Source organism: Pantoea sp. ICBG 1758 (assembly GCF_002928325.1).
Taxonomy (GTDB): Bacteria; Pseudomonadota; Gammaproteobacteria; order Enterobacterales; family Enterobacteriaceae; genus Pantoea; species Pantoea eucrina.
On record NZ_POWL01000001.1, the window covers coordinates 1506494 to 1530625 of the forward strand.

Below are 24132 nucleotides of genomic sequence, written 5' to 3' on the forward strand. Positions count from 1 at the left end.
TCGTGCGCATCTTCAACTTTTTTGTACAACCGCAGCCACCCTCTCGCTTATCAATCTCAGCTATCCTTAAACACTGATTTGCCGAACAGGCTGATGCACTCAGGGATGCCCTATGCACCTTATCTCTTTACCTATGTATGACATCGACAGCGCGACGACGGCGGCGACAACCAGCGCGCTGCTGAAACTGCTGGCAAAACGCGATGTGACAGCAGAGGTGGTCGCCCCGGACGATCTGCTTACCCACTGGCGCGACGACAATCTGCTGCTGAGCCAGACCTGCGGCTATGCGCTGGTCAGTCAGCTGCCGGAGGTACAGCTGGTTGGTACGATGCAGTCGTGCGCAGCGGGCTGCCAGGATCTGCGTTATCGCAGCTGGCTGGTGGTGCGCCAGGCGGAGAACGCCCGCATGCTGGAAGATTTTCGCGGACGCCGTGCCGTATGCAACAGCGCTGACTCACACTCCGGTTACAACGCCCTGCGCTATGCGATCGCACCGCTTGCAGAGAACGATAAATTTTTTGCCGAAACGCACTTCAGCGGCAGCCATCAGCAGTCGCTGGCGGCGCTGCGCCGCAATGAAGCGGATATCGCCGCCATTGACTGCATTACCTGGGCGCTGCTGCAGAAGTATCAGCCGCAGGCGCTGGCCGATGTGACAATTATTGGCGAGACGCCGCTCTGCCCGGCCCTGCCGCTTATTACCTCTTCCCGCACCGATAGCCTGCTGCTGGAAAAACTGCGCAGCGCCTTATTTGAACTGGCCAACGTTGAGGATTTTAAACCGCTGATGCAGGCTAACCTGCTGGCCGGTTTCTCCGTGCCCCGCCGCAGCTACTATGATGAGGTGCTCGCGTGGGAGCAGCAGGCGGCAGCCATGGGCGTTACCCGGCTCTGAACAACGCGGGAACAGGTGACTAACGGGAAAATTTGTTACACTCGCCGCAGTCAATTCAGGAGAATGTAATGACCGCGCGCTCTGTAACGCTGGATGATGTCGCCCGCCTGGCCGGCGTCTCTTATCAAACGGTTTCCCGGGTACTGAACCATTCGTCGCAGGTCTCGGCACGCACGCGCGCCCGGGTAGAGGCGGCGATGGCAGAACTCAGCTACGTACCCAACCGGGTGGCGCAGCAGCTGGCGGGAAAGGCAACGCGCACGCTGGGACTGGCCACCAGCGATCTGGCGCTGATGGCGCCGGCGCAGATCGCCTCTGCGATTCAGCAGCGGGCCGCGGCGGCGGGGTATCACCTGGTGATCGCCATGGCTAACGCGCAGAGCGCCGCATCCGATACGGTCAATGAGCTGCTGGCGCAGCGCGTTGATGCCCTGCTGATTAACCTGCCGCTGGATGCCGCACAGGCGGCGCAGATTCAGCAGCAGTGCGGCAGTAAACCCGCCCTGTTTCTTGATGTCGAAACCTGCGCGCCGGTGCCGCAGTGTCAGTATCAGAGTAGCTGCGGGGCGCGGCAGGCTGTGGATCATCTGGTGGCGCTGGGGCATCGTGAAATTGGCGTGCTGAACGGTCCGGCGCGCTCAGCCTCTGCCCGCGCACGTTTTGCGGACTGGCAGCGGGCGCTGGCACAGCATCAGCTGCAGCCTTATTGTGTTCTGGAGGGTGACTGGAGCGCGGCGTCCGGCTATCAGGCACTGCTCACCCTGCTGCCGGATCGGCTGCCGCAGGCGCTGTTGGTGGCTAACGATCAGATGGCGCTGGGTGCGATGCGCGCGCTACACCAACACGGCGTGGCGATCCCGGCGGATATCTCGCTGATTGGTTACGATGACACCGCAGAGAGCGCCTGGTATCAGCCACCGCTGACCACCATCCGGCAGGATCTGCAGCAGCTTGGGCGTATCAGCGTGGACCGGATCCTGGCGCAGCTGGCCGGAGAGACGCTGCCTGCGCCGTTGCTCGAGACCGGGCTGATTCTGCGCGAAACCACGGCCGCTCCGCAGCAGGATGGCCTGGATAACAGCGAAATTGCCCGCCAGCTGCAGGTCCTGGCGCAGGCATTAAAAAGGTCGCCATAATGGCGACCTCGTCACAGTGAAACCTTACTGCCGCACTTAGTGTCCTTTCGGCTCACCCATGCTTTTCAGTTTTTTCGACAGGTCGCGACGCTCTTTCGACAGATCGGCGTTTTTAATGATGTACTCATCCACGCGATCTTCATAGTCCACGCGCATAGAGGCGATAATCTCCTGGATCGCCTCCACGCTCATGCCGGGTTTGATATATTCACTCAGGTTATCCAGCAGCAACACACGTTTCTGGTTATCACGGATTTTCTTTTCGTTATCGTGAATTTCGCGCTGCAGTTTGTTTTTACGACGAAACATACGCACAAACTCCAGCACGTCCTGAAATGATTGCTTGGCATTTTCCATGTTGGCACCTTTCTTAAGGCCTGCAGCAGCAGGCGGAATAGTCATATAACGTCAAGAGTTGTAGCTTAGCGGCTGTTGAGCCGGGTTAGCAATTCTCACAGCAAATTTCAGACTGGCTCTTATCTTAGCGCAAAGAAAGGGCGATTCGCACTAAGTGGTTGCCGGAGAAAACTATTTACGCAGCGCCAGCCGGACCAGATCGGTCATGCGCTCCAGCTGCCGCGCCTGCTCCAGGCTCAGCCAGACGTAGCCGTAAATCGCCGTGGTTTCAAGCTGCGCGCTGCCGCTGGCGATCAGCGCCTCCAGCTCCTGCACTATCTCCTCCAGGGCGTGGCTGTTTGCGATAACCTGTTCCGTTTCGCCTTTTTGCAGCAGCAGCGCCAGCGCGTTCAGCGTCTCTTCAGTCATCTGCTGGGTACGCCGCAGCGCAGGTGCACTGAGCAGCAGCAGATGACTCTCGCGTGAGGCCCACCAGGCTTCAATCTGCATCTGCATGGTATTGACCATGTTACGGTTGATGGTCTGGATCGCTTCAAACACCGATTTTGGAATACGCGTCTCTTTACTGGCGGGCTCAAGCAGCGCGCGCATTCTGATCACGCTGCTGAGCAGCTTCTGAAAGCGCGTATTGAGACGCGGCTTCTCGACCAGATTAGGGGAAAAGCCGGCGTGATGAATCTTTGCCATGCTGACAAACGCATCTGAAAGCTGTATACGCCAGTGGATATAGGCGCGCTGCGCCCAGATGGCACTGAACAGCAGCGCCATCAGCGAGCCTAAAATCACATCGCCGCCGCGCCACAGCGCCACGGTGAAATCACCGGCTGGCGCCCCTACTACCACGCCGAGCGTGATGCCAATCAGCAGCGCCATGTAGGGATGTTTGCCCAGCGTCAGATAGCCACAGACAATCATTACCGCAAAGCACCAGACCAGCATCAGCGGCAGCGAGATAAGTTCCAGCTTCAGCGCAATCAGTCCGGAAATCAGCCCGGCAAAGGTTCCGCTGATGCGCTGGATCACGCGCGGCAGCACGTTTCCCCAGGTTGAGATAGGTCCCATTACCACCACCAGCGTAATCAGTGGCCAGGTACCTTCAGGAATATTTGTCAGCCTGACAAACAGAAAGCAGAGCACAAAGGCGATAGCGATACGCACGCCGTGTACGGCGCGGTAGTGGCGGTAAAACCAGAATTCAATCGACGAGACAGGCTTGTCAGCGCGTAACATGGTGATCCGGAAACGGGAAAAATTTGCGCGCTATGTTACCCTGGCATGGCAGCTGGCTTCAGCCCCTGCCGCCGCTTTTTCCCGCTTTTTTTCTATCCGTACGTATCAGGTAACCGTGGCGTTACATTCTGCTTTCAATAAAGAAACGCAGCGATAACGCCACGGTTAAACCTGTCAGAGTTTACGCTTCACGTAGTCGCTGATACGGGTAAGAATGCCCGCCTCTTCAACCGTCTGCAGCGCATAGAGCGGATAGCTCGCCAGCTGTTTGTCTTTATCCAGTACCTGAATCTCACCAATCTGCTCGCCCGCTTTCAGCGGCGCGGTAAGATCTTTGCGATCGATAACATATTTCGCCATCACGTTAGCCACTTCGCTGCGCGGCAGAGACAGATAGATATCCTGCGTGGTGCCTACCTCGACTTTATGCGGATTGCCGTACCAGACGTTTTCGTTGCCGATCTTCTTACCGGCATGGAACAGCTGCACGGTATCGAAGTTGCTCTGCCCCCACGTCAGCAGCTTGCGCGCCTGCTCTTCGCGTCCTTTGGAACTTTTGCCGCCCATGATCACCGCAATCAGCCGGTGACGCCCTTCAACACTGGAGGCAACGATATTGAACCCGGCGCTTTCGGTATGCCCGGTTTTCATGCCGTCGACATGCAGATGCTGATCCCACAGCAGGCCGTTACGGTTGTTCTGCGTAATGCCGTTGTAGCTCAGGGTCTTTTCGCTGTACATGGCGTAAAAGTCCTGCTCGCCATTAATAATGGCGCGCGACAGCACCGCCAGATCGCGCGCTGTGGTGTGCTGGCCCGGCGCATCGAGACCGTGCACGGTTTCAAAATGGGTATGCGTCAGACCGAGCTTCTGTACATAGTGGTTCATCATGGTGACAAAACTTTCCTGGCTGCCGGCGACATAGTCTGCCAGCGCCACGCAGGCGTCGTTGCCGGAGTCGATAATGACCCCGCGCATCAGATCGCGTACCGTGACTTTATCGCCTGGCTTGAGGAACATCAGCGAAGAGCCTTTAAACACCGGATTTCCGGCCGCCCAGGCATCTTTGCCTACGGTGACAACATCATCCCGGGTAATTTTCCCCTGATCGACGGCGCGATCAACCACATAGCCGGTCATCAGTTTAGTCAGGCTGGCGGGATTACGCTCCGCATCCGGATTGCCGGCAGTGAGGATCTGCCCGGTGGTAGCGTCCATTAATACCCATGATGCGGCATCAATACCCGGCGCCGTCACGGGAAACGCCAGGCTGTCCTCCGCCTGCGCTATTGATGCCACAAACACTAATCCAGAAAGAGTTACCCACACACGCCTTTTCAACACATCGTCCTCAGTTTAAAAATGAATTTACCGCCGCACGTTGTACGGCAAATAGCGCTTTGATATCTGAATAAATTGAAAAAAAGTATGTCCCGTACAGAAAAAACTCAGACCCGCCCGCAGCGCAATGGATGAGGGTTGTGCTGACTGAAACGCCCGACTATTCTGTGGGTTGATTTTTCAATCCAGGATAACGCCGTGCCCGCCTCTGAGTTCACCTTTCTGTTCCATGATTATGAAACCTTCGGGAAGAGCCCGTCGCTGGATCGTCCGGCCCAGTTTGCCGGCCTGCGCACCGATGCCGACTTTAACCCGGTGGGTGAACCGCAGGTGTTCTACTGTCAGCCTGCAGATGACTATCTGCCGCAGCCGGAAGCGGTGATGATCACTGGCATTACGCCGCAGGTTGCGCGCGCGCGCGGCGTTACGGAAGCGGAGTTTGCTGCACGTATCCACGCGCTGTTTACCCAGCCCAATACCTGCGTGATCGGCTATAACAACGTGCGCTTTGACGACGAAGTCACGCGCAACATCTTCTACCGCAACTTTTTTGATCCCTACGGCTGGAGCTGGCAGAACGGCAATTCGCGCTGGGATCTGCTGGATGTGATGCGCGCCTGCTATGCGCTGCGCCCGGAAGGGATTGTCTGGCCGGAAAATGATGAGGGCTTTCCCAGCTTTAAGCTGGAGCATCTCACGCAAGCCAACGGCGTGGCGCACGAACAGGCGCACGATGCGATGTCGGATGTATGGGCGACGCTGGCGATGGCAAAACTGGTCAAAGAGAAGCAGCCAAAGCTGTATGCGTTTCTGTTTGCGCATCGTAATAAGCAGAAGCTGATGACCCTGATTGATATTCCGCAGATGAAGCCGCTGGTTCACGTCTCCGGTATGTTTGGCGCCGCGCGGGGCAATACCAGCTGGATCGTGCCGCTGGCGTGGCATCCTGATAATAAAAATGCGCTGATTGTGGCGGACCTGGCGGGTGATATGACGCCGCTGCTGGAACTGGAGCCGGACGCGCTGCGCGAGCGCCTCTATACGCGGCAGAGCGAACTGGGCGATGCGGCTCCGGTGCCGATCAAGCTGGTGCACATCAATAAGTGCCCGGTGCTGGCCCCGGCCAGTACGCTGCGCCCGGAGGATGCGGAGCGGCTCGGGATCGATCGCCAGCACTGTCTGGCGAACCTCGCCCTGCTGCGCCAGCACGTCGACGTACGCGAAAAAGTGGTGACGCTGTTTGCTGAAGCGGAGCCGTTTACGCCGTCGGAGGATGTTGATGCGCAGCTCTATGACGGCTTCTTCAGCGATGCCGATCGCGCCGGCATGAATATTCTGCGTCAGACGGCGCCGCAGAACCTGCCCGCGCTGGATCTTACGTTTAACGACGCGCGCGTCAATCCGCTGCTGTTCCGCTACCGGGCGCGTAATTTCCCCGGCACCCTCGACGATCGCGAGCAGCAGCGCTGGCTGCAGCATCGCCGCGAAGCGTTAAATGCAGAGCGGGTACAGGCGTTTCTGCTGGAGCTGGAGTCGCTCGCCAGCCTGCACGAAGAGGATGCGGATAAGATGGCGCAGCTGAAAGCGCTCTATCACTACGCTCAGGCGCTGGTCTCCTGAGGAGAGGCGCTGCGGCGGCAGGGTGTTGCCTGCCGCCGCAGGCCCGTATCAGGCCGCACAGGCTCAGAACCGGTAACTGATGCTTATCGCCGCCGCCGTATCTGACCAGCCTTTATCACCCACCTGCTGCCCGATAGTCCCTTTTACGCCCAAGCCGCCTCCCAGCGCCCCGTCTATTCCCACGCGCGCCTCCGCGATGTTGCGGCTGCCGTTCTGCGAAACGCTGACGCCATCCATCCGCACCACGTACTCGCGCGTGTTGTGGATCCAGTTCACCTCCGCGAACAGCCCGGACTGGCGTCCGGTGTTGTCGTCCAGCTGCGAGTGACCTTTCATGAACGCCTTCATCCCCAGGCTGCTGCTTATGTTATCCTGGCCTGAACCCTGCACCAGCGTACCGTTGCGCTCGGTGTGATCATTCGCCTTAATTCCTGACCAGCTCACCCGCGCCTGCGGCTGCAGAAAGAATGCCGTGCGCGCTCCTTCGCCCAGCGGGATCACGTAGCCGGTGGAGAGTGATGCGCTCAGCCCTTTTGATCTGTAGGACTCGCCCGCCTCATCTTCGCCATCCACGCTATTGTTAAACCAGCTGTACTGCAGCGTGCTGTCTGCCCACAGGCCCTTTTCGTCCGTGCCCTGCGCGAACCAGGTCCCGTAAAGGCCGGTAGTGTACCCGTTAACCTGCCCCCGGGCCCGGTAGCCGGTGATGGTTGATGCGGTGTTGCTTTTGCTGTTGCCGTAGCCCGCCATCAGACCAAAACGCGCCGTTTCCGTCGCCGCCACATCACCGCCCAGCATCGTCACGCTGCTGTTAGCGCGGGTTGAAAGCTGTCCGCCGCCCGCGTTCAGGCGGTTATGATCGCCCGATGTGCGCAGCCACAGCGAAGTATGCTTCTCTTCCCCCGTGACCGGATCAAGGTACCAGGTGCCCTGGCGGTCGTTCATGCGTGTGTCGAACAGCGTCGAAGCCGTGGCCAGGTTTGCCGCATAGGCGCCCCCCTCCGGACGCAGCACCATGACGCCTTTGCCGCTGCCGTCGCTACCGCTGCTGCCCCCGCTGCCACTGCCGTTATCACCACCGCTGTTATCACCGCTGCCGCTATCACCATCACCGCCACCATTATCGCCACCGCTGCCGTTGCCCTCTTCTTCATCCGGAATAATGGGAAGCCCGGTTTCAAGATCCGTACGGTTGGTGAGATACCAGTCCCGGTTCCCGCGCACCAGACGGTAGTCGTAGGCGCCCGCCACGATGCGGCCCTCTTGCGTAAAGGCGCTGCTGTCCGCGCTGCCCTCTACCTCAATCAACGTAATACCGTTCAGCGTCTCTGCGCCGCTACCGCCCAGATTATTCACCCGGACCCGGGTAGTGCCGGTTACATCACCGGTCACGATCAGCCGATCTGAAGTGGCGCTGTCGTCGCCCAGTTCAGTACCAAACAGCAGCAGGCCGTTATAGCCGGTGTAGTTGCCGTTTACGGTCAGCACCGCACCGGCGCTGCTCCCGGCAAGGTTGATGGTACCGGCGTTGATGATGTCGCCCAGCGTCCGGCTAAAGCCGTTAAGGTCAATAAGACCGGTGCTGTTGTTTGTCAGGGTGTCAGTGTGAAGCTGCGTACCGCTGCCGGTAATCAGCACGGTGCCGTCGTTAACGAAAGTGCCTGACGTAAAGCCAGCACCCTCTTCAAGCTGCAGGATGCCGGCGTTGTCATACTGGCCGGAGAGACGCATGCTGCTGCCTGCGCCACTCAGCAGCATAGTGCCGCCGTTCGTCACGCGCCGGGTGGTAACTGCTGCGCCGCCAGTGACGCTGAAGTCAGCATTGCTGGTCAGCCCGTCTGTGAGCGTGAGCGTGGTCCCGGTATCTCTGAGCATGACCCGGCCATTATTAGTCAGCGCAGCTGCAGTGATTTTTGCGCCGGATGCCGCCTCAACAGCGCCCACATTTGTAAACGGTCCGGTAATATTAAGCGTTGTATTCTCGCCAGCCACTGACAGCCGTCCGCTGCCTGTATATCCTGCATTCATATTCACAACGGTTGGTGATGCTGAACCGCTTACGATGACGGTGCCGTCGTTGGTTACCTGCCCCAGATCCTGGCTTAGGCCATTCAGGTCCAGCGTACCTGTGCCTGACAGGCGATAGCGGGAGTTTCTGCTTAAGGCGTTGGCCGCTCCCGCGCGCAGCACTCCGCCGGTTACAGAGGTGGTGCCTGAATAGCTGTTCTGATTAGCCAAAGTAGTGGTGCCGGATAACACGGCGACATCCCCGTTGCCTGTGAGAGCATGGGTAAAAACATAATCTGAACCGGTGTGATCAAATACCACGCCTGCACGCGATGATGACGTTGAAGCCAGGGCAATTGAACGGGTTAAACGGGTATTGATCACGCCTGGCCCATTTATTCCATTTGTGGCATCACCAATCTGGAGGGTTGCCGGGGCTGAGCCTGAGCCTCCGGTTAAGCTGAAGGTATTTGCCGTCAGAGTGCCGCCTCCGGCAAGCAGCAGGCGCCCCCCGGTCTGAACCATATTGCCCGTCAGATCGGCTAATCCACCGTTCAGAACCTGCAGGTTGGTTCCAGTGGCAATCAGGTCAGCCACCTGCAGAGTTGAGTTCGCGCCGTTGACGCTTATTAAACTCCCGTTCGCTATTATATTTTTTGGAGGGGCATTACTACTGGTCCCCGCCCGTATATCGAGCAGGCCGCCATTGTCTATATTAATAGTACTGTTTGTTAACCGCTGGTCATCCACGAGTATGCTTGAATGCATCCTCAGGTATGAACCTTTACCAGAAACGTTAATTGTGCTGCCGTCACTGATTAAACCGTTTATTTGCGCAACATTGCCTGTTGCACCATCCAGTGTATTGAGCACCGATCCCTTATCTAATGAATAATTATTATCGAAATTATACAAGTTAAAGTGTGAACCGCTGCCTCTGGCCGTCACGGTGCCATAGATCTCACTTCGCTGTAGATAGAGACGGCCGCCATTGCTCACCAGCACTGAACCTGCGCCCGGCGCGCTGCTGTCACCGAGGCTCATGTCAAAAGAAGTGAGATGAGTAGTCGCGCCAGTCAGCAAAAACGTGCCAAACCGGCCTACTCTGATAATGTCTGAAAGGCTGGAAAACGATCCATCAGAGAGGGTTGCCGTTCCCGTGGCTAAAATACCAATATTCCCTGAACAGCCTCCCGATGGCTGACAGGTGAGAGATGAATCGCCTGAGTTAGAAACCTGAGCCCGGGAGACAGGCACGCTGCAGAGAGCAGCCCCGAGGATGAATTGACAGCCTGTCGCTGTAACGAGCCTGAGAAGCGCCATTTAATATTCCTTTTAAAAGGACACAGAGAGTAATATTGATAATTATTCAATCCTGCTAAATAAAGCACAATCAATTTAGTCAAAAAATAAAGCAACTTTACATAAGTCAGCTTATGAATTAGCAGAAGCACGCGGGCAGATATTCTTATTGATATTTTTTTATTTTATTAAGTTGTGAATAAAATAAAAAACTGTGATTTATTCGCGAAAAGGTGTTAGCAGACTTCATTACGCGGCTCAGTGGCTTAATAAAGCTGTGTGGCGTGTTATCGACGATGTAGCAGTGAGCGTTAGGTTTCACCATCGCCCGGCCCGCCGGGATAGTGGCGTCATTATGCTGCTGCTGAGGGACGAGTAATGATGAACAAAGAGTTGGAAGCACAGAGAGGAAACGGCAGGCGCAGGTAACGAATATCAGGAGGCAGGTACTGCAGAGAGCAGACCGGGTGCGCATCGCTGCGCACCCGGTCACGAACATCACACTTCTTCGCTGAACTGCGGGACCGGATTACGGAAAGTACGGGTCACGAACGCCAGGTAGATGATACCAATTGCGCCCCATACCAGACCCAGCACCATGGAAGTCTCTTCGAGATTGATCCAGAGTGCACCCACCGTCAGCGCGCCCATCACAGGCAGCACCAGATAGTTGAGATGGTCTTTCAGCGTCTTGTTACGCTTCTCACGGATCCAGAACTGCGCGATCACAGAGAGGTTAACAAAGGTAAACGCGACCAGCGCACCAAAGTTGATCAGCGCCGTAGCGGTCACCAGATCAAAGTTGATAGCCAGCAGTGCCACCGCGCCGACCAGCAGTACGTTCAGTGACGGCGTGCGATATTTTGGATGCACGAAGCCAAAGATACGCTGCGGGAAGACGCCATCGCGGCCCATCACGTACATCAGACGTGAAACGCCTGCGTGTGCTGCCATGCCTGACGCCAGCACGGTCACCACGGAAAAGATCAGGATCCCGATCTGCAGCGCTTTACCGGCCACAAACAGCATGATTTCAGGCTGTGACGAGTCCGGATTCTGGAAACGCGAGATATCCGGGAAGTAGAGCTGCAGGAAGTAGGAGACCGCGATAAAGATCACACCACCAATCAGCGCCGTCAGGAAAATGGCGCGCGGAATGGTGCGTTCAGCATCTTTGGTCTCTTCCGACAGCGAGCTGATGCCGTCAAAGCCGAGGAACGAGAAGCAGAGAATCGTCGCACCGGTGATCATCGGCACCACCTGAGCATGCTCAGACCAGAACGGCTTCGTGCTCACCAGCGTACCGGAGCCAATACCGTGCGCCACACCGTAAACCACCATACCGGTGATCACGGCCATGACTACAACCTGCAGCACCACAATGACGCTGTTAAAGTTGGCCACGGTTTTGATACCACGCAGGTTGGAGATGGTCATAAAGGCCACCAGCAGCACAACGAAAATCCACGACGGAATGCCCGGCACCAGCGACTCAAAGTAGCTTTTTGCCAGCAGGATGTTGATCATCGGCATGAACAGATAGTCCAGCAGCGATGACCAGCCCACCATAAAGCCGACGTGCGGACTGATGGCTTTCTGAGCGTAGGTATAAGCGGAGCCCGCAGATGGGAAGCGGCGTACCAGCTTACCGTAACTCACAGCCGTAAACAGAATCGCAATCAGGGCGAAAGCATAGGCGGTGGCGACGTGGCCGTCGGTTAAACCTGACACAATGCCGAAGGTATCAAACAGGGTCATTGGCTGCATATACGCCAGGCCCATCATGACGACCGGAAGCAGGGTCAGAGTTTTTTTCAGATGTGCACGCTGAGGTGCGGCAGAGGTATTAAGCGACATTGTTCAGACCCCCTACAGCAGCAACTGATGTCAGTTGTACCACAGGGATACTGCGCAACGTGCTGCAGTGAGAAGTGATATTAGTGTTTGCGATTGTCGCCGCGCCGTAATCATCACGAAAGCGAGAACCAGCCAGTGCTGGTGCAATTGTAAACAGTCCCATCTTTGTTCCTCAAATCTCACGCAGAAGCGTGTTTCGGTGTCTATCTATCCGGATACGTGTCCGGCCTCGGTTATGTATGTATTAAAAACATTATGCAAAAAAATAACCGACGCTCAATGCGTCGGCTATGTTCTGTCTTTTGCAGGGGGCATATTTTGCCCCAACTTATACCATCGACACAAGACGTTAACGCAATTCTTCTGTGCGTCACGCGTTCTTTAGCATCCAGTCAATCTCTGTAGCGGTGATCAATCGCTCAAACTCGCGCAGCTCACACTGCTTGCAGCTATGCCACACGCGGCTGAAACGCTCTCCCAGCAGCTTCTGCAGCGGGTAGCTGCTCTCAAACTCATAGAGTGCGTCGCTCTGGCGAATCGGCAGTGCCAGCCCTTCCGCCGCATGTCCGTTTCCGGTCACCGCATGAGGTAAAGGTAGCTGATTATCCAGACCGTGCAAAATACCGGCAAGAATTGTTGACACGACCAGATAGGGATTTGCATCCGCACCCGCTACGCGATACTCCACGCGATGGTTCTCTTTGTCACCGCACGGAATGCGGAGCGCCACGGTGCGATTGTTATGTCCCCACGACGCCTGCAGCGGCACAAACGACTCTGGCGAGAAGCGCCGGTAAGCATTGACGTTGGGCGCCAGCAGCGCCATTGACGCCGGCATCAGGTCAATCATGCCCGCCAGCGCGCGCTTCAGCAGCGGCGAGTTGCTGCCATCATCGAGAGAGAAAGCGTTATGATCCGCCGCGTCGAGCATGCTGATATGTACGTGCATACCGCTGCCGGCATACTCTTCATAGGGCTTCGCCATAAACGTGGCGGTCATACCGTGATTTTCCGCCACCTGCCGCACCAGTCGCTTCAGCAGCACCGCGTCGTCGCACGCTTTAAGGATGTCCTGCGTGTGATGCAAGTTGATCTCAAACTGGCCCGGTGAGGCTTCTGCCAGGGCGCCATCTGCCGGGATACCCTGCCGCTGCGCCAGCGCGTCGATATCGCGCAGCACGTCAGCAAAATGGTCGAGATTGTCCACGGAGTAAACCTGACAGTGCATGTTGCGCTCTGCGCTGCCCGGCGAACACGGTGGCTGAATAAAGCCGCCGGCATCGCGCTGCTTATCAACCAGATAGAACTCCAGCTCTACCGCTACCACCGGAAACAGCCCGCGATTGCGCAGCTGCTGCCACAGCCGGTTCAGCACGTTTCGGGGTTCAACGTCAAAGGGAGTGCCATCTTGGTTGCACATCGTCAGCAGCAGCTGGGCAATGCGTTGCGGATCGGAAGCAGAAGGGATAAGCGTGCCAGGAACAGGAATACAGAGGTTGTCGGGTTCGCCAAGTGCCTGTCCGAGACCGGCTTCCTCAACGGTGTTGCCGAGAATATCCATGGCAAAAACAGAGGCGGGAAAGTAACACCCTTTTTCCAGCTTTGGCAGCGCGGCAACCGGAATGCGCTTACCGCGAAAAACACCATTTAAATCATTTAACAGGATATCGACATACTGCGTTTCGGGATGGCGTTCCAGCCAGGTTTTCACCTCCAGCTGGAACGCGCTTGTTCGCTTCTCTTCACTGTGCCGCGTGAAATCTTCTACTTCCACGATATTCGTCATATACCACCCGCCAGTTACCGTTAATGAGGTTTGCGCGATGCTTTAATTCCGAACTACAGCTCTAACATAGCGCCAACACAAATAGTGTGCAAATGTAACAATCTGGTTTGCAGTTCGGCGCGGGCAGATTAGATTGAGAATAACAGGCTCGCTTAAACGCCTGCCTGAATTTGCCGGCAGAGCGTCAGCACTCTCAGCGTGGTAACCCGATGATAACAGATGCTGTAAAACCGCTGATCGGAATAGTGATGTGCCAGAACATGGCCGGTCCCCACCCCGCTCAGACGCTGCACAATAAATATCCGGATGCGGTGGTTGCGGCCGGTGGCGTACCGCTGCCGCTGCCGCATCAGCTGCTGCAGGCACCAAAGCTGCTGGCGCAAAGCATGGCGCTGCTGGACGGCCTGCTGCTGCCCGGCAGCCCCAGCAATATTGAACCCTGGCACTATGGCGAAGCGGGCAGTGAAGCGCACAGCGATCCGGGGCGCGATCGCCTGGCCTTTGCGGCCATTACCTGGGCCACCAGCCGGCAGATGCCGCTGCTGGGTATCTGTCGTGGCCTGCAGGAGCTGGTGGTCGCCAATGGCGGCGCGCTCTATCGTCAGCTGCATCAGGTTGACGGGTTTCAGGATCACCGTGAAGACCCCGCCCGGCCGCTGTCGCAACAGTACGCTGCGGCGCATCTGGTCACGCCGGAACCGGGCGGGCTGCTGAGTCAGCTGCCTGACTGCCAGGCCCCCTTCGCCGTTAACTCACTGCATGCGCAGGGCGTACGCACGCCGGGTCCGCAGCTGCGCATAGAAGCACGCGCCGCAGATGGCGTGATTGAGGCGGTGAGCCTGCGTCATCACCCTTTTGCGCTGGCGGTACAGTGGCATCCGGAGTGGCAGTCTGAGCAGAACCCGGTTTCACGCCAGCTGTTTGCTGCTTTTATTCAGGCCGCCAGCGATTATCACCGGGCACGACCCTGAGGAGGATGTGATGCACCATGTGGAGAGCTATTACGCAGCCAGCGCTAACCCGCACGCCCCCTGGCCTGCGCTGCAGGAAAGTATTCAGTGCGACGTCTGTATTATCGGCGGCGGCTTTACCGGTCTCTCCTCGGCGCTGTTTCTGACCGAAGCGGGCTACGACGTGGTCGTGCTGGAGGCGGCCACCATCGGCTTTGGTGCCAGCGGACGTAACGGCGGTCAGGTGGTTAATTCCTATAGCCGCGACGTGGATGTGATCGAGCAGCGCTACGGTAAAGAAACCGCCGCGATGCTCGGCAGCATGATGTTTGAGGGTGCCGATATTATCCGCGACCGTATCGATCGCTACGCCATCAGCTGCGACTACCGGCCGGGCGGTATTTTCGCTGCCCTCAACCCGCGGCAGATGGGCCACCTGCATCGTCAGCAGGCGAGCTGGGCGCGCTACGGCAATCAGAGCCTGGAGCTGCTGGATGAGCGCGGCATCCGGCGGGAAATCGCTACCGATCGCTATGTCGGCGGTCTGCTGGATAAGCGCGGTGCGCATCTGCATCCGCTGAACCTGGCGCTGGGAGAAGCGGAGGCGATCCGCCGCCACGGCGGGCGTATTTATGAACATTCCGCCGCCCTCGCCGTGCACTACGGCGCACCGCACCGCATTACCACCGCGCACGGGGAGGTGCATGCTACCTTTGTGATCTTTGCCGGCAACGCCTATCTGCCGGCGCAGCTGGAGCCGCGCCTGAGCCGCAAAAGCATGCCGTGCGGCTCGCAGATTGTAACCACCGAACCGCTGAGCCGCGACCAGGCGCTCGGGCTGCTGCCTAACAACTACTGCGTGGAAGATTGTAACTATCTGCTCGATTACTTTCGTCTTACCGCGGATAACCGTCTGCTGTATGGCGGAGGCGTGGTATATGGCGCGCGCGAACCAGCTGACATTGACGCTCTGATCCTGCCCAAGCTGCAGCGCACATTTCCGCAGCTGCGCAATATCAAAATCAGCCACCGCTGGAGCGGTAATTTTCTGCTGACGCTGTCGCGGATGCCGCAGTTTGGTCAGCTGGAGCGGAACGCCTATTTTATGCAGGGCGACAGCGGCCATGGCGTAACCTGCACGCATCTCGCCGGCAGGCTGATTGCCGAGGTGCTGCGCGGTCAGGCGGAGCGGTTTGATGCCTTTGCCCGGCTGCCGCATCTGCCATTCCCTGGCGGACGCCGGTTTAAAGTTCCTCTGACGGCAATGGGCGCCGTATGGTATGCGCTGCGCGATCGGCTGGGCGTCTGAGCCGCAGCGGGAGACGCAGATCTCCCGCCGGGTTTATGCCAGCGGCATGCGTGCCGGATCGGGGTAGCGATACTCAAAGCCGAGCTCATCGCAGATTTTTGTGCCATCAATCAGTTTGCCGGTCGGGCGGCCGGACTGCGCACTGAACGTGGGCGGCACCAGGCCCAGCTTCTTTGTCACGTCAGGGTAAAACGTATCCCGCGACGGATGATGCGGCGCGCAGAGGTTGTAGGTGTGCCCGCCTTTTGGCCGCTGCAGCAGCAGCATAATCGCCTCTACCACATCATCCAGATGCACCAGGTTCACGCCGTGACTGCCCTGTTCCAGCCCGGTTTTCCCGGCCAGAAAGCGACCAGGATGGCGATCCGGCCCCACCAGACCGGCGAGCCGCAGAATATCCACGCTGGTGCCCGGCAGGCCGTGCAGCCAGTGCTCCAGCTCGACCAGTGTTTTGCCGGCGACTGTCTCCGGCTGGAGCGCGCTCTGCTCTTTCATGATCCCCTCACCTGCGCCGTAGACCGAGGTGGAGCTGGTGAAAATAATGCGCGGCACCCGGCTTGCCAGCGCCGTGTCCACCACGTTTTGTACCGCCTGCATATAGGCGTCAGCCCCCTGCACGGTGCGGCTGGCCGGCAGCGTAACCACCAGCGCATCCACCTGCATCAGCGCCTCAAGTTCGTCAGCATCACACTCAATTTCCGGCGTCAGTTTCAGCTGATACGCCTCAATGCCGCAGCGCCGCGCGGCTTCAACGCCATCCGGCGTGGTTTTTGTGCCGGTCACTTCCCAGCCCCGCACCGTCAGCGCCATTGCCAGCGGCATCCCCAGCCAGCCCAGACCCGTAATCGCGACTCGTTTCATCTCTGCTCCTGCTGTTGCGCGCCATCGTTATCTCATCTTAGAGCGGCGCCGCCCGGCAAACCAGCGCAAAGTGTTGCGGAAGGTTCCGTAAACTGACGTTAAAAAAGGGTTGCCAAGCCGCGCCATCTTCGCTAGGTTAATCAGCACGCAAATGAATACTCATTCAGCAACGGAATTTATTATGACACGCGTTCAGTTCAACCATCATCACCACCATCACCCTGACTAGTCTTTCAGGCGATGTGTGCTGGGAGACGTTCAGGATCTTCCAGTGGTGCGAGCGCAAAGAGAGCCCCCGGAAGATCATCTTCCGGGGGTTTTTTTATGGGCGAACGCAAACGTAACACGTTCAGACAGGATCAAATAAGAGGACAGGAACCATGTTAGATAACACCCGTTTACGCATAGCTATGCAGAAATCTGGCCGTTTAAGTGATGAATCACGCGAACTGCTGGCGCGCTGCGGCATCAAAATCAACCTTCAGCAGCAGCGTCTGATTGCGTTTGCGGAGAACATGCCTATCGATATCCTGCGCGTGCGCGATGACGATATTCCCGGTCTGGTGATGGATGGCGTGGTCGATCTCGGCATTGTCGGTGAGAACGTGCTGGAAGAGGAGCTGCTGACCCGCCGCTCGCAGGGTGAGGATCCGCGCTACTTTACGCTGCGTCGTCTGGATTTCGGCGGCTGCCGCCTGTCGCTGGCGATGCCGGTAGATGCCGACTATACCGGTCCGCAGTGCCTGAACAACGCCCGTATCGCCACCTCCTATCCACATCTGCTGAAACAGTATCTCGACAAACAGGGTATCCCGTTTAAATCCTGCCTGCTGAATGGTTCAGTAGAAGTCGCGCCGCGCGCAGGCCTGGCTGATGCGATCTGCGATCTGGTCTCTACCGGCGCCACGCTGGAGGCCAACGGCCTGCGTGAGGTCGAGGTGATCTACCGCTCCAAAGCGGTACTGATCCAGCGCGACGGCGAGCTGCCGGCTGCCAAGCAGGCGCTGGTCGACACCATGATGACGCGCATCCAGGGCGTGATCAAAGCGCGCGAATCAAAATATATCATGCTGCACGCGCCGAGCGAGCGGCTGGAAGAGGTTATCGCCCTGCTGCCTGGTGCCGAGCGCCCTACCGTGCTGCCGCTGGCGGGTGAAGTGAGCCGCGTGGCGATGCACATGGTCAGCAGCGAGACGCTGTTCTGGGAAACCATGGAAAAACTGAAAGCGCTGGGCGCCAGCTCGATCCTGGTGCTGCCGATTGAAAAAATGCTGGAGTAACCGATGAGCACCCTGATGACCCCAATCAGCTGGCAGCAGTGCGACGCCGCACAGCAGCAGGCGCTGCTGCAGCGTCCGGCCATTGCCGCTTCTGCCACCGTCAGCGCCACCGTGCAGAACGTGCTGGCGGAAGTGAAATCGCGCGGCGACGCGGCACTGCGCGACTTCAGCGCGCAGTTTGATAAGGCGCAGGTCAGCCAGCTGCGCGTCTCTGCGGCAGAGATGCAGGCCGCCAGCGCACGCCTGAGCGACGAGCTTAAACAGGCGATGGCGGTTGCCGTGCGCAATATTGAGACCTTCCACAACGCCCAGATTCTGGCCGCGGTGGATGTCGAAACGCAGCCCGGCGTGCGCTGTCAGCAGATTACGCGGCCGGTGCAGTCGGTAGGCCTCTATATTCCGGGCGGCTCTGCGCCTCTCTTTTCCACCGTGCTGATGCTGGCAACGCCGGCGCGCATCGCTGGCTGCGGCCGCGTAGTGCTCTGCTCGCCGCCACCGGTTGCCGATGAAATTCTCTATGCCGCACAGCTGTGCGGCGTGCAGGAGGTGTTTCAGGTCGGCGGCGCGCAGGCGATTGCTGCACTGGCTTTCGGCACCGAATCGGTGCCGAAAGTGGACAAAATCTTTGGCCCGGGCAACGCCTGGGTGACGGAGGCGAAGCGTCAGGTCAGCCAGCGGCTCGACGGCGCGGCTATCGATATGCCTGCCGGCCCCTCTGAAGTGCTGGTGATCGCAGATGAAGGGGCGACGCCCGCGTTTGTCGCCTCTGACCTGCTGTCGCAGGCGGAACACGGTCCTGACTCTCAGGTGATCCTGCTGACGCCGTCGCAGAGGCTGGCCGAAGAGGTGGCACAGGCCGTTGAGGCGCAGCTGGCCGCACTGCCGCGCGCCGCCACCGCGCGTCAGGCGCTGGCGAGCAGCCGCCTGATCGTGGCGCAGGATCTGGCGCAGTGCGTGGCGATTTCAAATCAGTATGGTCCGGAGCACCTGATCATTCAGACGCGCCAGCCGCGCGATCTGGTCGATGCTATCACCAGCGCCGGATCGGTATTTCTCGGCGACTGGTCACCGGAATCTGCCGGTGACTACGCCTCGGGCACTAACCACGTCCTGCCAACCTATGGCTATACCGCCACCAGTTCCAGCCTCGGACTGGCAGATTTCCAGAAGCGGATGACGGTGCAGGAGCTGACACCGCAGGGCTTTATGAACCTGGCCGCCACCATTGAAACCCTGGCCGCCGCCGAGCAGCTTGATGCGCACAAAAACGCCGTTACCCTGCGCGTTGCCGCCCTGAAGGAGCAAGCATGAGCACTGAAATTGAAGCGTTAGCGCGTGCTAACGTCCGCGCCCTGACGCCCTACCAGTCAGCGCGTCGCCTGGGTGGCAACGGGGATGTCTGGCTGAACGCTAACGAATTTCCGCTGCCGGTGCCGTTTGAGCTGTCACAGCAGACACTGAATCGCTATCCGGAGTGCCAGCCGCGGCTGGTGATTGAGCGCTATGCCGCCTACGCCGGTTTAACCCCGGAGCAGGTTCTGGTCAGCCGCGGCGCTGATGAGGGCATCGAGTTGCTGATGCGCGCGTTCTGCGAGCCGGGCAAAGATGCCATTCTGTTCTGTCCGCCGACATATGGTATGTACAGCGTCAGCGCCGAAACCATCGGTATTGAGTACCGTACCGTGCCGGCGCTGGACAACTGGCAGCTTAACCTGCCGGCCATTGCCGGTAAGCTCGATGGCGTAAAAGTGGTTTACCTCTGCAGCCCGAACAATCCGACCGGTAACCTGATCAATCAGGATGATATCCGGGCGCTGCTGGACATGACCGCCGGTAAAGCGCTGGTGGTAGCAGACGAGGCGTATATTGAGTTCTGCCCGGCCGCAACGCTTGCGGCGTGGCTCCAGGCGTATCCGCATCTGGTGATCCTGCGTACGCTCTCAAAGGCGTTCGCGCTGGCGGGTCTGCGCTGCGGTTTCACCCTGGCTAACAAGCCGGTTATCGATCTGCTGATGAAGGTGATCGCACCTTATCCGCTGGCCACGCCGGTCGCTGACGTTGCGGCGCAGGCGCTGAGCGAGGCGGGCATTGCGCTGATGCGTCAGCATGTCGCTGAACTCAACGCGAACCGCGCATGGCTGTATGAACAGCTTCCGCAGCTGCCCGTGGTGGAGCAGGTGTTTCCGAGCGAGACCAACTACATTCTCGCGCGCTTCACCGACTCGCCAGCCGTGTTTAAATCGCTGTGGGATCGGGGCATTATTCTGCGTGACCAGAACAAAAATCCCGGTCTTGCCGGATGCCTGCGCATCTCAATTGGTACCCGAACCGAGTGCGAGCGCCTGATCGCCGCGCTGCAAGCCTTTTCCGTGGAGCAAGCATGAGCCAGAAGATCCTTTTTATTGACCGTGACGGCACGCTGATTGCCGAGCCGCCGTCTGACTTTCAGGTAGATCGCCTGGATAAGCTGGCGCTGGAGAAAGATGTGATCCCCGCGCTGCTGGCGCTGCAGGAAGCGGGCTACCAGCTGGTGATGATCACCAATCAGGATGGTCTGGGTACCGAAAGCTTCCCGCAGGCCGATTTCGATGCGCCGCATACGCTGATGATGCAGATCTTTACCTCGCAGGGAATCAACTTCAGCGATGTGCTGATCTGCCCTCACCTGCCCGCCGATAACTGCGACTGCCGTAAACCCAAAACCCGGCTGGTTGAGGCGTGGCTGGCAGAGGGCGCGCTGGATAAAACCAGCAGCTATGTGATTGGCGACCGTCAGACCGATCTGCAGCTGGCGGAAAACATGGGCATTCAGGGCCTGCGCTACGGCGCCGAAGGCGAGAGCTGGGCCTCCATTCAGGCGCAGCTCACCAAACGCGACCGCTATGCGCTGGTCAACCGCAACACCAAAGAGACGCAGATCAAAGTGGAAGTGTGGCTCGACCGTGAAGGCGGCAGCAAAATCAACACCGGCGTCGGCTTTTTTGACCACATGCTGGACCAGATCGCGGTACACGGCGGCTTTCGCATGAATATCGACGTCAAAGGCGACCTCTATATTGACGATCACCACACGGTGGAGGATACCGGCCTGGCGCTGGGCGAAGCGCTGCTCAGGGCGCTGGGCGACAAGCGCGGCATTGGCCGTTTCGGCTTTGTGCTGCCGATGGATGAGTGTCTGGCGCGCTGCGCGCTCGATATCTCCGGCCGGCCGCATCTTGAATACAAAGCGGAGTTCAGCTACCAGCGCGTAGGCGATCTCAGCACTGAGATGGTCGAGCACTTCTTCCGCTCGCTCTCCTACGCCATGATGAGCACGCTGCACCTGAAAACCAAAGGCCGTAACGATCACCACCGCGTGGAGAGTTTGTTCAAAGCCTTTGGCCGCACGCTGCGCCAGGCGATCCGCGTCGAGGGGAATACCCTGCCGAGCTCAAAAGGAGTGCTGTGATGAACGTGGTCATTCTCGACACCGGCTGCGCCAACCTCTCGTCGGTCAGATGGGCGATTGAGCGCCTCGGCTATACGCCTGAAGTGAGCCGCGATGCCGATGTGGTACTGCGCGCCGATAAACTGCTGCTGCCGGGCGTCGGCACCGCACAGGCGGCGATGAACCAGCTGGCAGAGCGCGAGCTGATTGATCTGATCAAAGCCTGTACGCAGCCGGTGCTGGGGATCTGCCTCGGTATGCAGCTGCTGGGACGCGGCAGCGATGAGAATGGCGGCATCAGCACGCTGGGTATCGTTGATGAGCCGGTGGCGCTGATGGATACGCAGGGCCTGCCGCTGCCGCACATGGGCTGGAATCAGATCACCGCCAAAGCGGGACACCATCTGTTCCGCGATATTCCGGATGGCAGCTACTTCTACTTTGTGCACAGCTACGCGATGCCGGTTAACGCCGCCACGATTGCGCAGTGTGACTACGGCCTGCCTTTTACCGCCGCACTGCAGAAAGATAACTTCTTTGGCGTGCAGTTTCACCCCGAGCGCTCCGGCAAAGCGGGCGCGCAGCTGCTGAAAAACTTTCTGGAGATGTAATGATTATCCCCGCGTTAGATTTGATTGATGGCAAGGTGGTGCGCCTGCATCAGGGTGACTACGGTCAGCAGCGCGACTACGGCAGCGATCCGCTGCCGCGCCTGCAGGAGTATGAACGCCAGGGCGCCGGTGTGCTGCACCTGGTGGATTTGACCGGTGCAAAAGATCCGGCTAAGCGCCAGATCCCGCTGCTGACCACGCTGCTGCGCGGCGTCAGCGTACCGGTGCAGGTTGGCGGCGGCATTCGCCAGCGTGATGATGTGGCCGCCCTGCTTGCCGCCGGGGCCACGCGCGTGGTGGTCGGCTCAACGGCAGTCAAACAGCCGGAAGAAGTGAAAAGCTGGTTCAGCGAATTCGGTGCCGACGCCATCGTGCTGGCGCTGGATGTGCGCATCGACGCGGCTAACCGTAAAGAAGTGGCGATCAGCGGCTGGCAGGAAGCGGCGGGCGTTACGCTGGAAGAGGTGATTAGCTGGTATCAGCCGGTGGGCCTGAAGCATGTGCTCTGCACTGACATTTCACGCGACGGCACGCTGAGCGGCTCAAACGTGGCGCTGTATAAAGAGGTGTCTGCTGCTTTTCCGGACATCGCCTTTCAGAGTTCCGGCGGCATCGGCTCGCTGGCGGATATCGCCGCGCTGCGCGGCAGCGGTGCGCAGGGTGTGATCGTCGGTCGTGCCCTGCTGGAAGATAAATTTACGGTAGCGGAGGCGATTTCATGCTGGCAAAACGGATAATCCCCTGTCTGGACGTGCGTGACGGACAGGTTGTAAAAGGCGTGCAGTTCCGCAATCACGAAATCATCGGCGACATTGTGCCGCTGGCGCAGCGCTACGCGCAGGAAGGGGCCGACGAGCTGGTGTTTTATGACATCACCGCCTCATCGGATGGCCGCGTGGTCGACAAAAGCTGGGTCTCCCGCGTAGCGGAAGTGATCGACATTCCGTTCTGCGTCGCGGGCGGCATCAGAAGCGAGGAGGATGCCGCGCGCATTCTGCAGTTTGGCGCTGACAAAATATCTGTCAACTCCCCGGCGCTGGCCGATCCGACGCTGATCACCCGTCTCGCCGACCGTTTTGGCGTGCAGTGCATAGTAGTGGGTATCGATACCTGGTTTGATGAGGCGAGCGGTAAATATCACGTTAACCAGTATACCGGTGATGAAGCGCGTACCCGGGTAACGCAGTGGGAAACCCTTGACTGGGTGCGGGAAGTGCAGAAGCTCGGCGCGGGCGAGATTGTGCTGAATATGATGAATCAGGATGGCGTACGTAACGGCTACGATCTGGTTCAGCTGCAGAAGGTCCGCGAAGTGTGCAGCGTGCCGCTAATCGCGTCCGGCGGTGCCGGCACCATGCCGCACTTCCTTGACGCCTTTACGCAGGCAAACGTTGATGGTGCCCTGGCGGCGTCGGTGTTTCATAAGCAGATTATTAATATCAGTGAGCTGAAAAACTTTCTGATCGACAACGGTGTGGAGATTCGCGCGTGTTAACAGCAGACCAACTGGCCCGCCTGGACTGGGTCAAAACCGCGGGCATGATGCCCGTTATCGTGCAGCACAACGTCTCCGGCGAAGTGCTGATGCACGGTTATATGAATGAGGCGGCGCTGGAAAAAACGCTGGCGGAAGGCAACGTCACCTTTTTCTCGCGCACCAAAGAGCGGCTCTGGACCAAAGGCGAATCCTCCGGCCACTTTCTGCAAGTGGTGAGCATTACGCCAGACTGTGATAACGATACGCTGCTGGTGCTGGCGAACCCCATCGGACCGACGTGCCATCTTGGCACCTCCAGCTGCTTCTCGCCTGCCGCCCCGGAGTGGACGTTCCTCTATCAACTGGAGCAGCTGCTGGCGTCGCGGAAAGATGCCGATCCCGCCAGCTCCTATACCGCCAGCCTCTACGCCAGCGGCACCAAGCGTATTGCGCAGAAGGTTGGCGAAGAGGGCGTGGAGACCGCGCTGGCGGCCACGGTGAACGATCGTCATGAACTGACCAACGAAGCCTCCGACCTGCTCTATCACCTGATGGTGCTGCTGCAGGACCAGGATCTGGATTTAAGCGCGATCGTTAACAATTTGCGCGTCCGTCATAAGTAACCAATTGTGCAACATGCTGCTCAAAATTAGTAACCAGGAATTATTTTGAGCAGCATTCTT

The 24132-nt window shown here is 58.5% G+C and carries 21 protein-coding genes and 1 other annotated feature; of the genes, 14 read left to right on the top strand and 7 right to left on the bottom strand.

All coding sequences use genetic code 11. The annotated features are described in order from the left end of the window. The first annotated feature begins 112 nt into the window (after positions 1-112). Complete coding sequence (locus C1Y41_RS07390; protein WP_104085167.1) at positions 113-898, top strand: phosphate/phosphite/phosphonate ABC transporter substrate-binding protein; 786 nt, start codon at positions 113-115, stop codon at positions 896-898. 68 nt (positions 899-966) lie between these two features. Beyond that, positions 967-2034 (top strand): LacI family DNA-binding transcriptional regulator, encoded by a 1068-nt coding sequence (locus C1Y41_RS07395; protein ID WP_039385279.1) that lies wholly within the window; start codon positions 967-969, stop codon positions 2032-2034. Positions 2035-2070: 36 nt separating this feature from the next. Here C1Y41_RS07395 and C1Y41_RS07400 read toward each other — a convergent pair whose 3' ends face one another. The 3 genes from C1Y41_RS07400 to dacD all read right to left on the bottom strand — a co-directional run bounded on the left by C1Y41_RS07400 (position 2071) and on the right by dacD (position 4965). Beyond that, entirely contained in the window at positions 2071-2391 is a 321-nt protein-coding gene (locus tag C1Y41_RS07400) for a DUF496 family protein (RefSeq protein WP_039385998.1), read from the bottom strand. A 171-nt stretch (positions 2392-2562) separates the two neighbouring features. Continuing rightward, entirely contained in the window at positions 2563-3621 is a 1059-nt protein-coding gene (locus tag C1Y41_RS07405; RefSeq protein ID WP_039385281.1) for an FUSC family protein, read from the bottom strand. A 174-nt stretch (positions 3622-3795) separates the two neighbouring features. Beyond that, positions 3796-4965: a serine-type D-Ala-D-Ala carboxypeptidase DacD gene (dacD, locus tag C1Y41_RS07410; protein WP_094112140.1), complete on the bottom strand. Its 1170-nt coding sequence runs from the start codon at positions 4963-4965 to the stop codon at positions 3796-3798. A 195-nt stretch (positions 4966-5160) separates the two neighbouring features. On the opposite strand from dacD, the gene sbcB reads away from it, so the two are divergent. Beyond that, entirely contained in the window at positions 5161-6582 is a 1422-nt protein-coding gene (sbcB, locus tag C1Y41_RS07415) for an exodeoxyribonuclease I (protein WP_104085168.1), read from the top strand. Positions 6583-6645: 63 nt separating this feature from the next. Here the strand turns inward: sbcB and C1Y41_RS07420 are convergent, their stop codons facing one another. The 3 genes from C1Y41_RS07420 to C1Y41_RS07430 form a co-directional block, all read right to left on the bottom strand. Further along, the gene (locus tag C1Y41_RS07420) at positions 6646-9186 is read right to left on the bottom strand and encodes an autotransporter outer membrane beta-barrel domain-containing protein (RefSeq protein WP_158249867.1); all 2541 of its coding nucleotides are present in this window, start codon (positions 9184-9186) and stop codon (positions 6646-6648) included. A gap of 1203 nt (positions 9187-10389) precedes the next feature. After that, positions 10390-11748 (bottom strand): APC family permease, encoded by a 1359-nt coding sequence (locus tag C1Y41_RS07425; RefSeq protein WP_104085170.1) that lies wholly within the window; start codon positions 11746-11748, stop codon positions 10390-10392. A 370-nt stretch (positions 11749-12118) separates the two neighbouring features. Then, a complete protein-coding gene (locus tag C1Y41_RS07430) occupies positions 12119-13534 on the bottom strand; it encodes a glutamine synthetase family protein (RefSeq protein WP_039385294.1) in 1416 nt (471 codons plus the stop codon). A 209-nt stretch (positions 13535-13743) separates the two neighbouring features. On the opposite strand from C1Y41_RS07430, the gene puuD reads away from it, so the two are divergent. Together puuD and C1Y41_RS07440 are read left to right on the top strand one after the other, a co-directional pair. Then, positions 13744-14505, top strand: a complete 762-nt coding sequence (gene puuD, locus C1Y41_RS07435; RefSeq protein ID WP_104085171.1) for a gamma-glutamyl-gamma-aminobutyrate hydrolase — start codon at positions 13744-13746, stop codon at positions 14503-14505. Between the two features lie 10 nt (positions 14506-14515). After that, complete coding sequence (locus C1Y41_RS07440) at positions 14516-15793, top strand: FAD-binding oxidoreductase (RefSeq protein ID WP_039385296.1); 1278 nt, start codon at positions 14516-14518, stop codon at positions 15791-15793. A gap of 33 nt (positions 15794-15826) precedes the next feature. On the opposite strand, the gene C1Y41_RS07445 is transcribed toward C1Y41_RS07440, so the two are convergent. Then, entirely contained in the window at positions 15827-16654 is an 828-nt protein-coding gene (locus C1Y41_RS07445) for an SDR family oxidoreductase (protein WP_104085172.1), read from the bottom strand. A gap of 181 nt (positions 16655-16835) precedes the next feature. Here C1Y41_RS07445 and hisL point away from each other — a divergent pair, with 181 nt between their 5' ends. From hisL to hisIE, 9 genes are all read left to right on the top strand, one after another. Next, entirely contained in the window at positions 16836-16883 is a 48-nt protein-coding gene (gene hisL, locus C1Y41_RS07450) for a his operon leader peptide (protein ID WP_100396937.1), read from the top strand. Then, positions 16859-16980, top strand: a sequence feature (His leader region). Its footprint overlaps the gene before it by 25 nt. A gap of 54 nt (positions 16981-17034) precedes the next feature. Further along, a complete protein-coding gene (gene hisG, locus C1Y41_RS07455) occupies positions 17035-17934 on the top strand; it encodes an ATP phosphoribosyltransferase (protein WP_039385304.1) in 900 nt (299 codons plus the stop codon). Between the two features lie 3 nt (positions 17935-17937). Beyond that, a complete protein-coding gene (gene hisD / locus C1Y41_RS07460; RefSeq protein ID WP_104085173.1) occupies positions 17938-19245 on the top strand; it encodes a histidinol dehydrogenase in 1308 nt (435 codons plus the stop codon). Beyond that, positions 19242-20318 (top strand): histidinol-phosphate transaminase, encoded by a 1077-nt coding sequence (hisC, locus tag C1Y41_RS07465; protein WP_039385308.1) that lies wholly within the window; start codon positions 19242-19244, stop codon positions 20316-20318. Before hisD ends, hisC begins: the two co-directional genes overlap by 4 nt. Further along, positions 20315-21382 carry a bifunctional histidinol-phosphatase/imidazoleglycerol-phosphate dehydratase HisB gene (gene hisB, locus C1Y41_RS07470; RefSeq protein WP_039385309.1) on the top strand — a complete coding sequence of 356 codons (1068 nt, stop codon included), beginning with the start codon at positions 20315-20317 and terminating at the stop codon, positions 21380-21382. The genes hisC and hisB overlap by 4 nt, the downstream gene beginning before the upstream one ends. Further along, a complete protein-coding gene (gene hisH / locus C1Y41_RS07475; RefSeq protein WP_039385312.1) occupies positions 21382-21972 on the top strand; it encodes an imidazole glycerol phosphate synthase subunit HisH in 591 nt (196 codons plus the stop codon). Before hisB ends, hisH begins: the two co-directional genes overlap by 1 nt. Beyond that, on the top strand, positions 21972-22709 hold the full coding sequence (gene hisA / locus C1Y41_RS07480; RefSeq protein WP_039385314.1) for a 1-(5-phosphoribosyl)-5-[(5-phosphoribosylamino)methylideneamino]imidazole-4-carboxamide isomerase: 738 nt from the start codon (positions 21972-21974) through the stop codon (positions 22707-22709). The genes hisH and hisA overlap by 1 nt, the downstream gene beginning before the upstream one ends. Next, complete coding sequence (hisF, locus tag C1Y41_RS07485; protein ID WP_039385316.1) at positions 22691-23467, top strand: imidazole glycerol phosphate synthase subunit HisF; 777 nt, start codon at positions 22691-22693, stop codon at positions 23465-23467. The genes hisA and hisF overlap by 19 nt, the downstream gene beginning before the upstream one ends. Continuing rightward, positions 23461-24072: a bifunctional phosphoribosyl-AMP cyclohydrolase/phosphoribosyl-ATP diphosphatase HisIE gene (gene hisIE, locus C1Y41_RS07490; RefSeq protein ID WP_071667989.1), complete on the top strand. Its 612-nt coding sequence runs from the start codon at positions 23461-23463 to the stop codon at positions 24070-24072. Before hisF ends, hisIE begins: the two co-directional genes overlap by 7 nt. Positions 24073-24132: the final 60 nt, after the last annotated feature.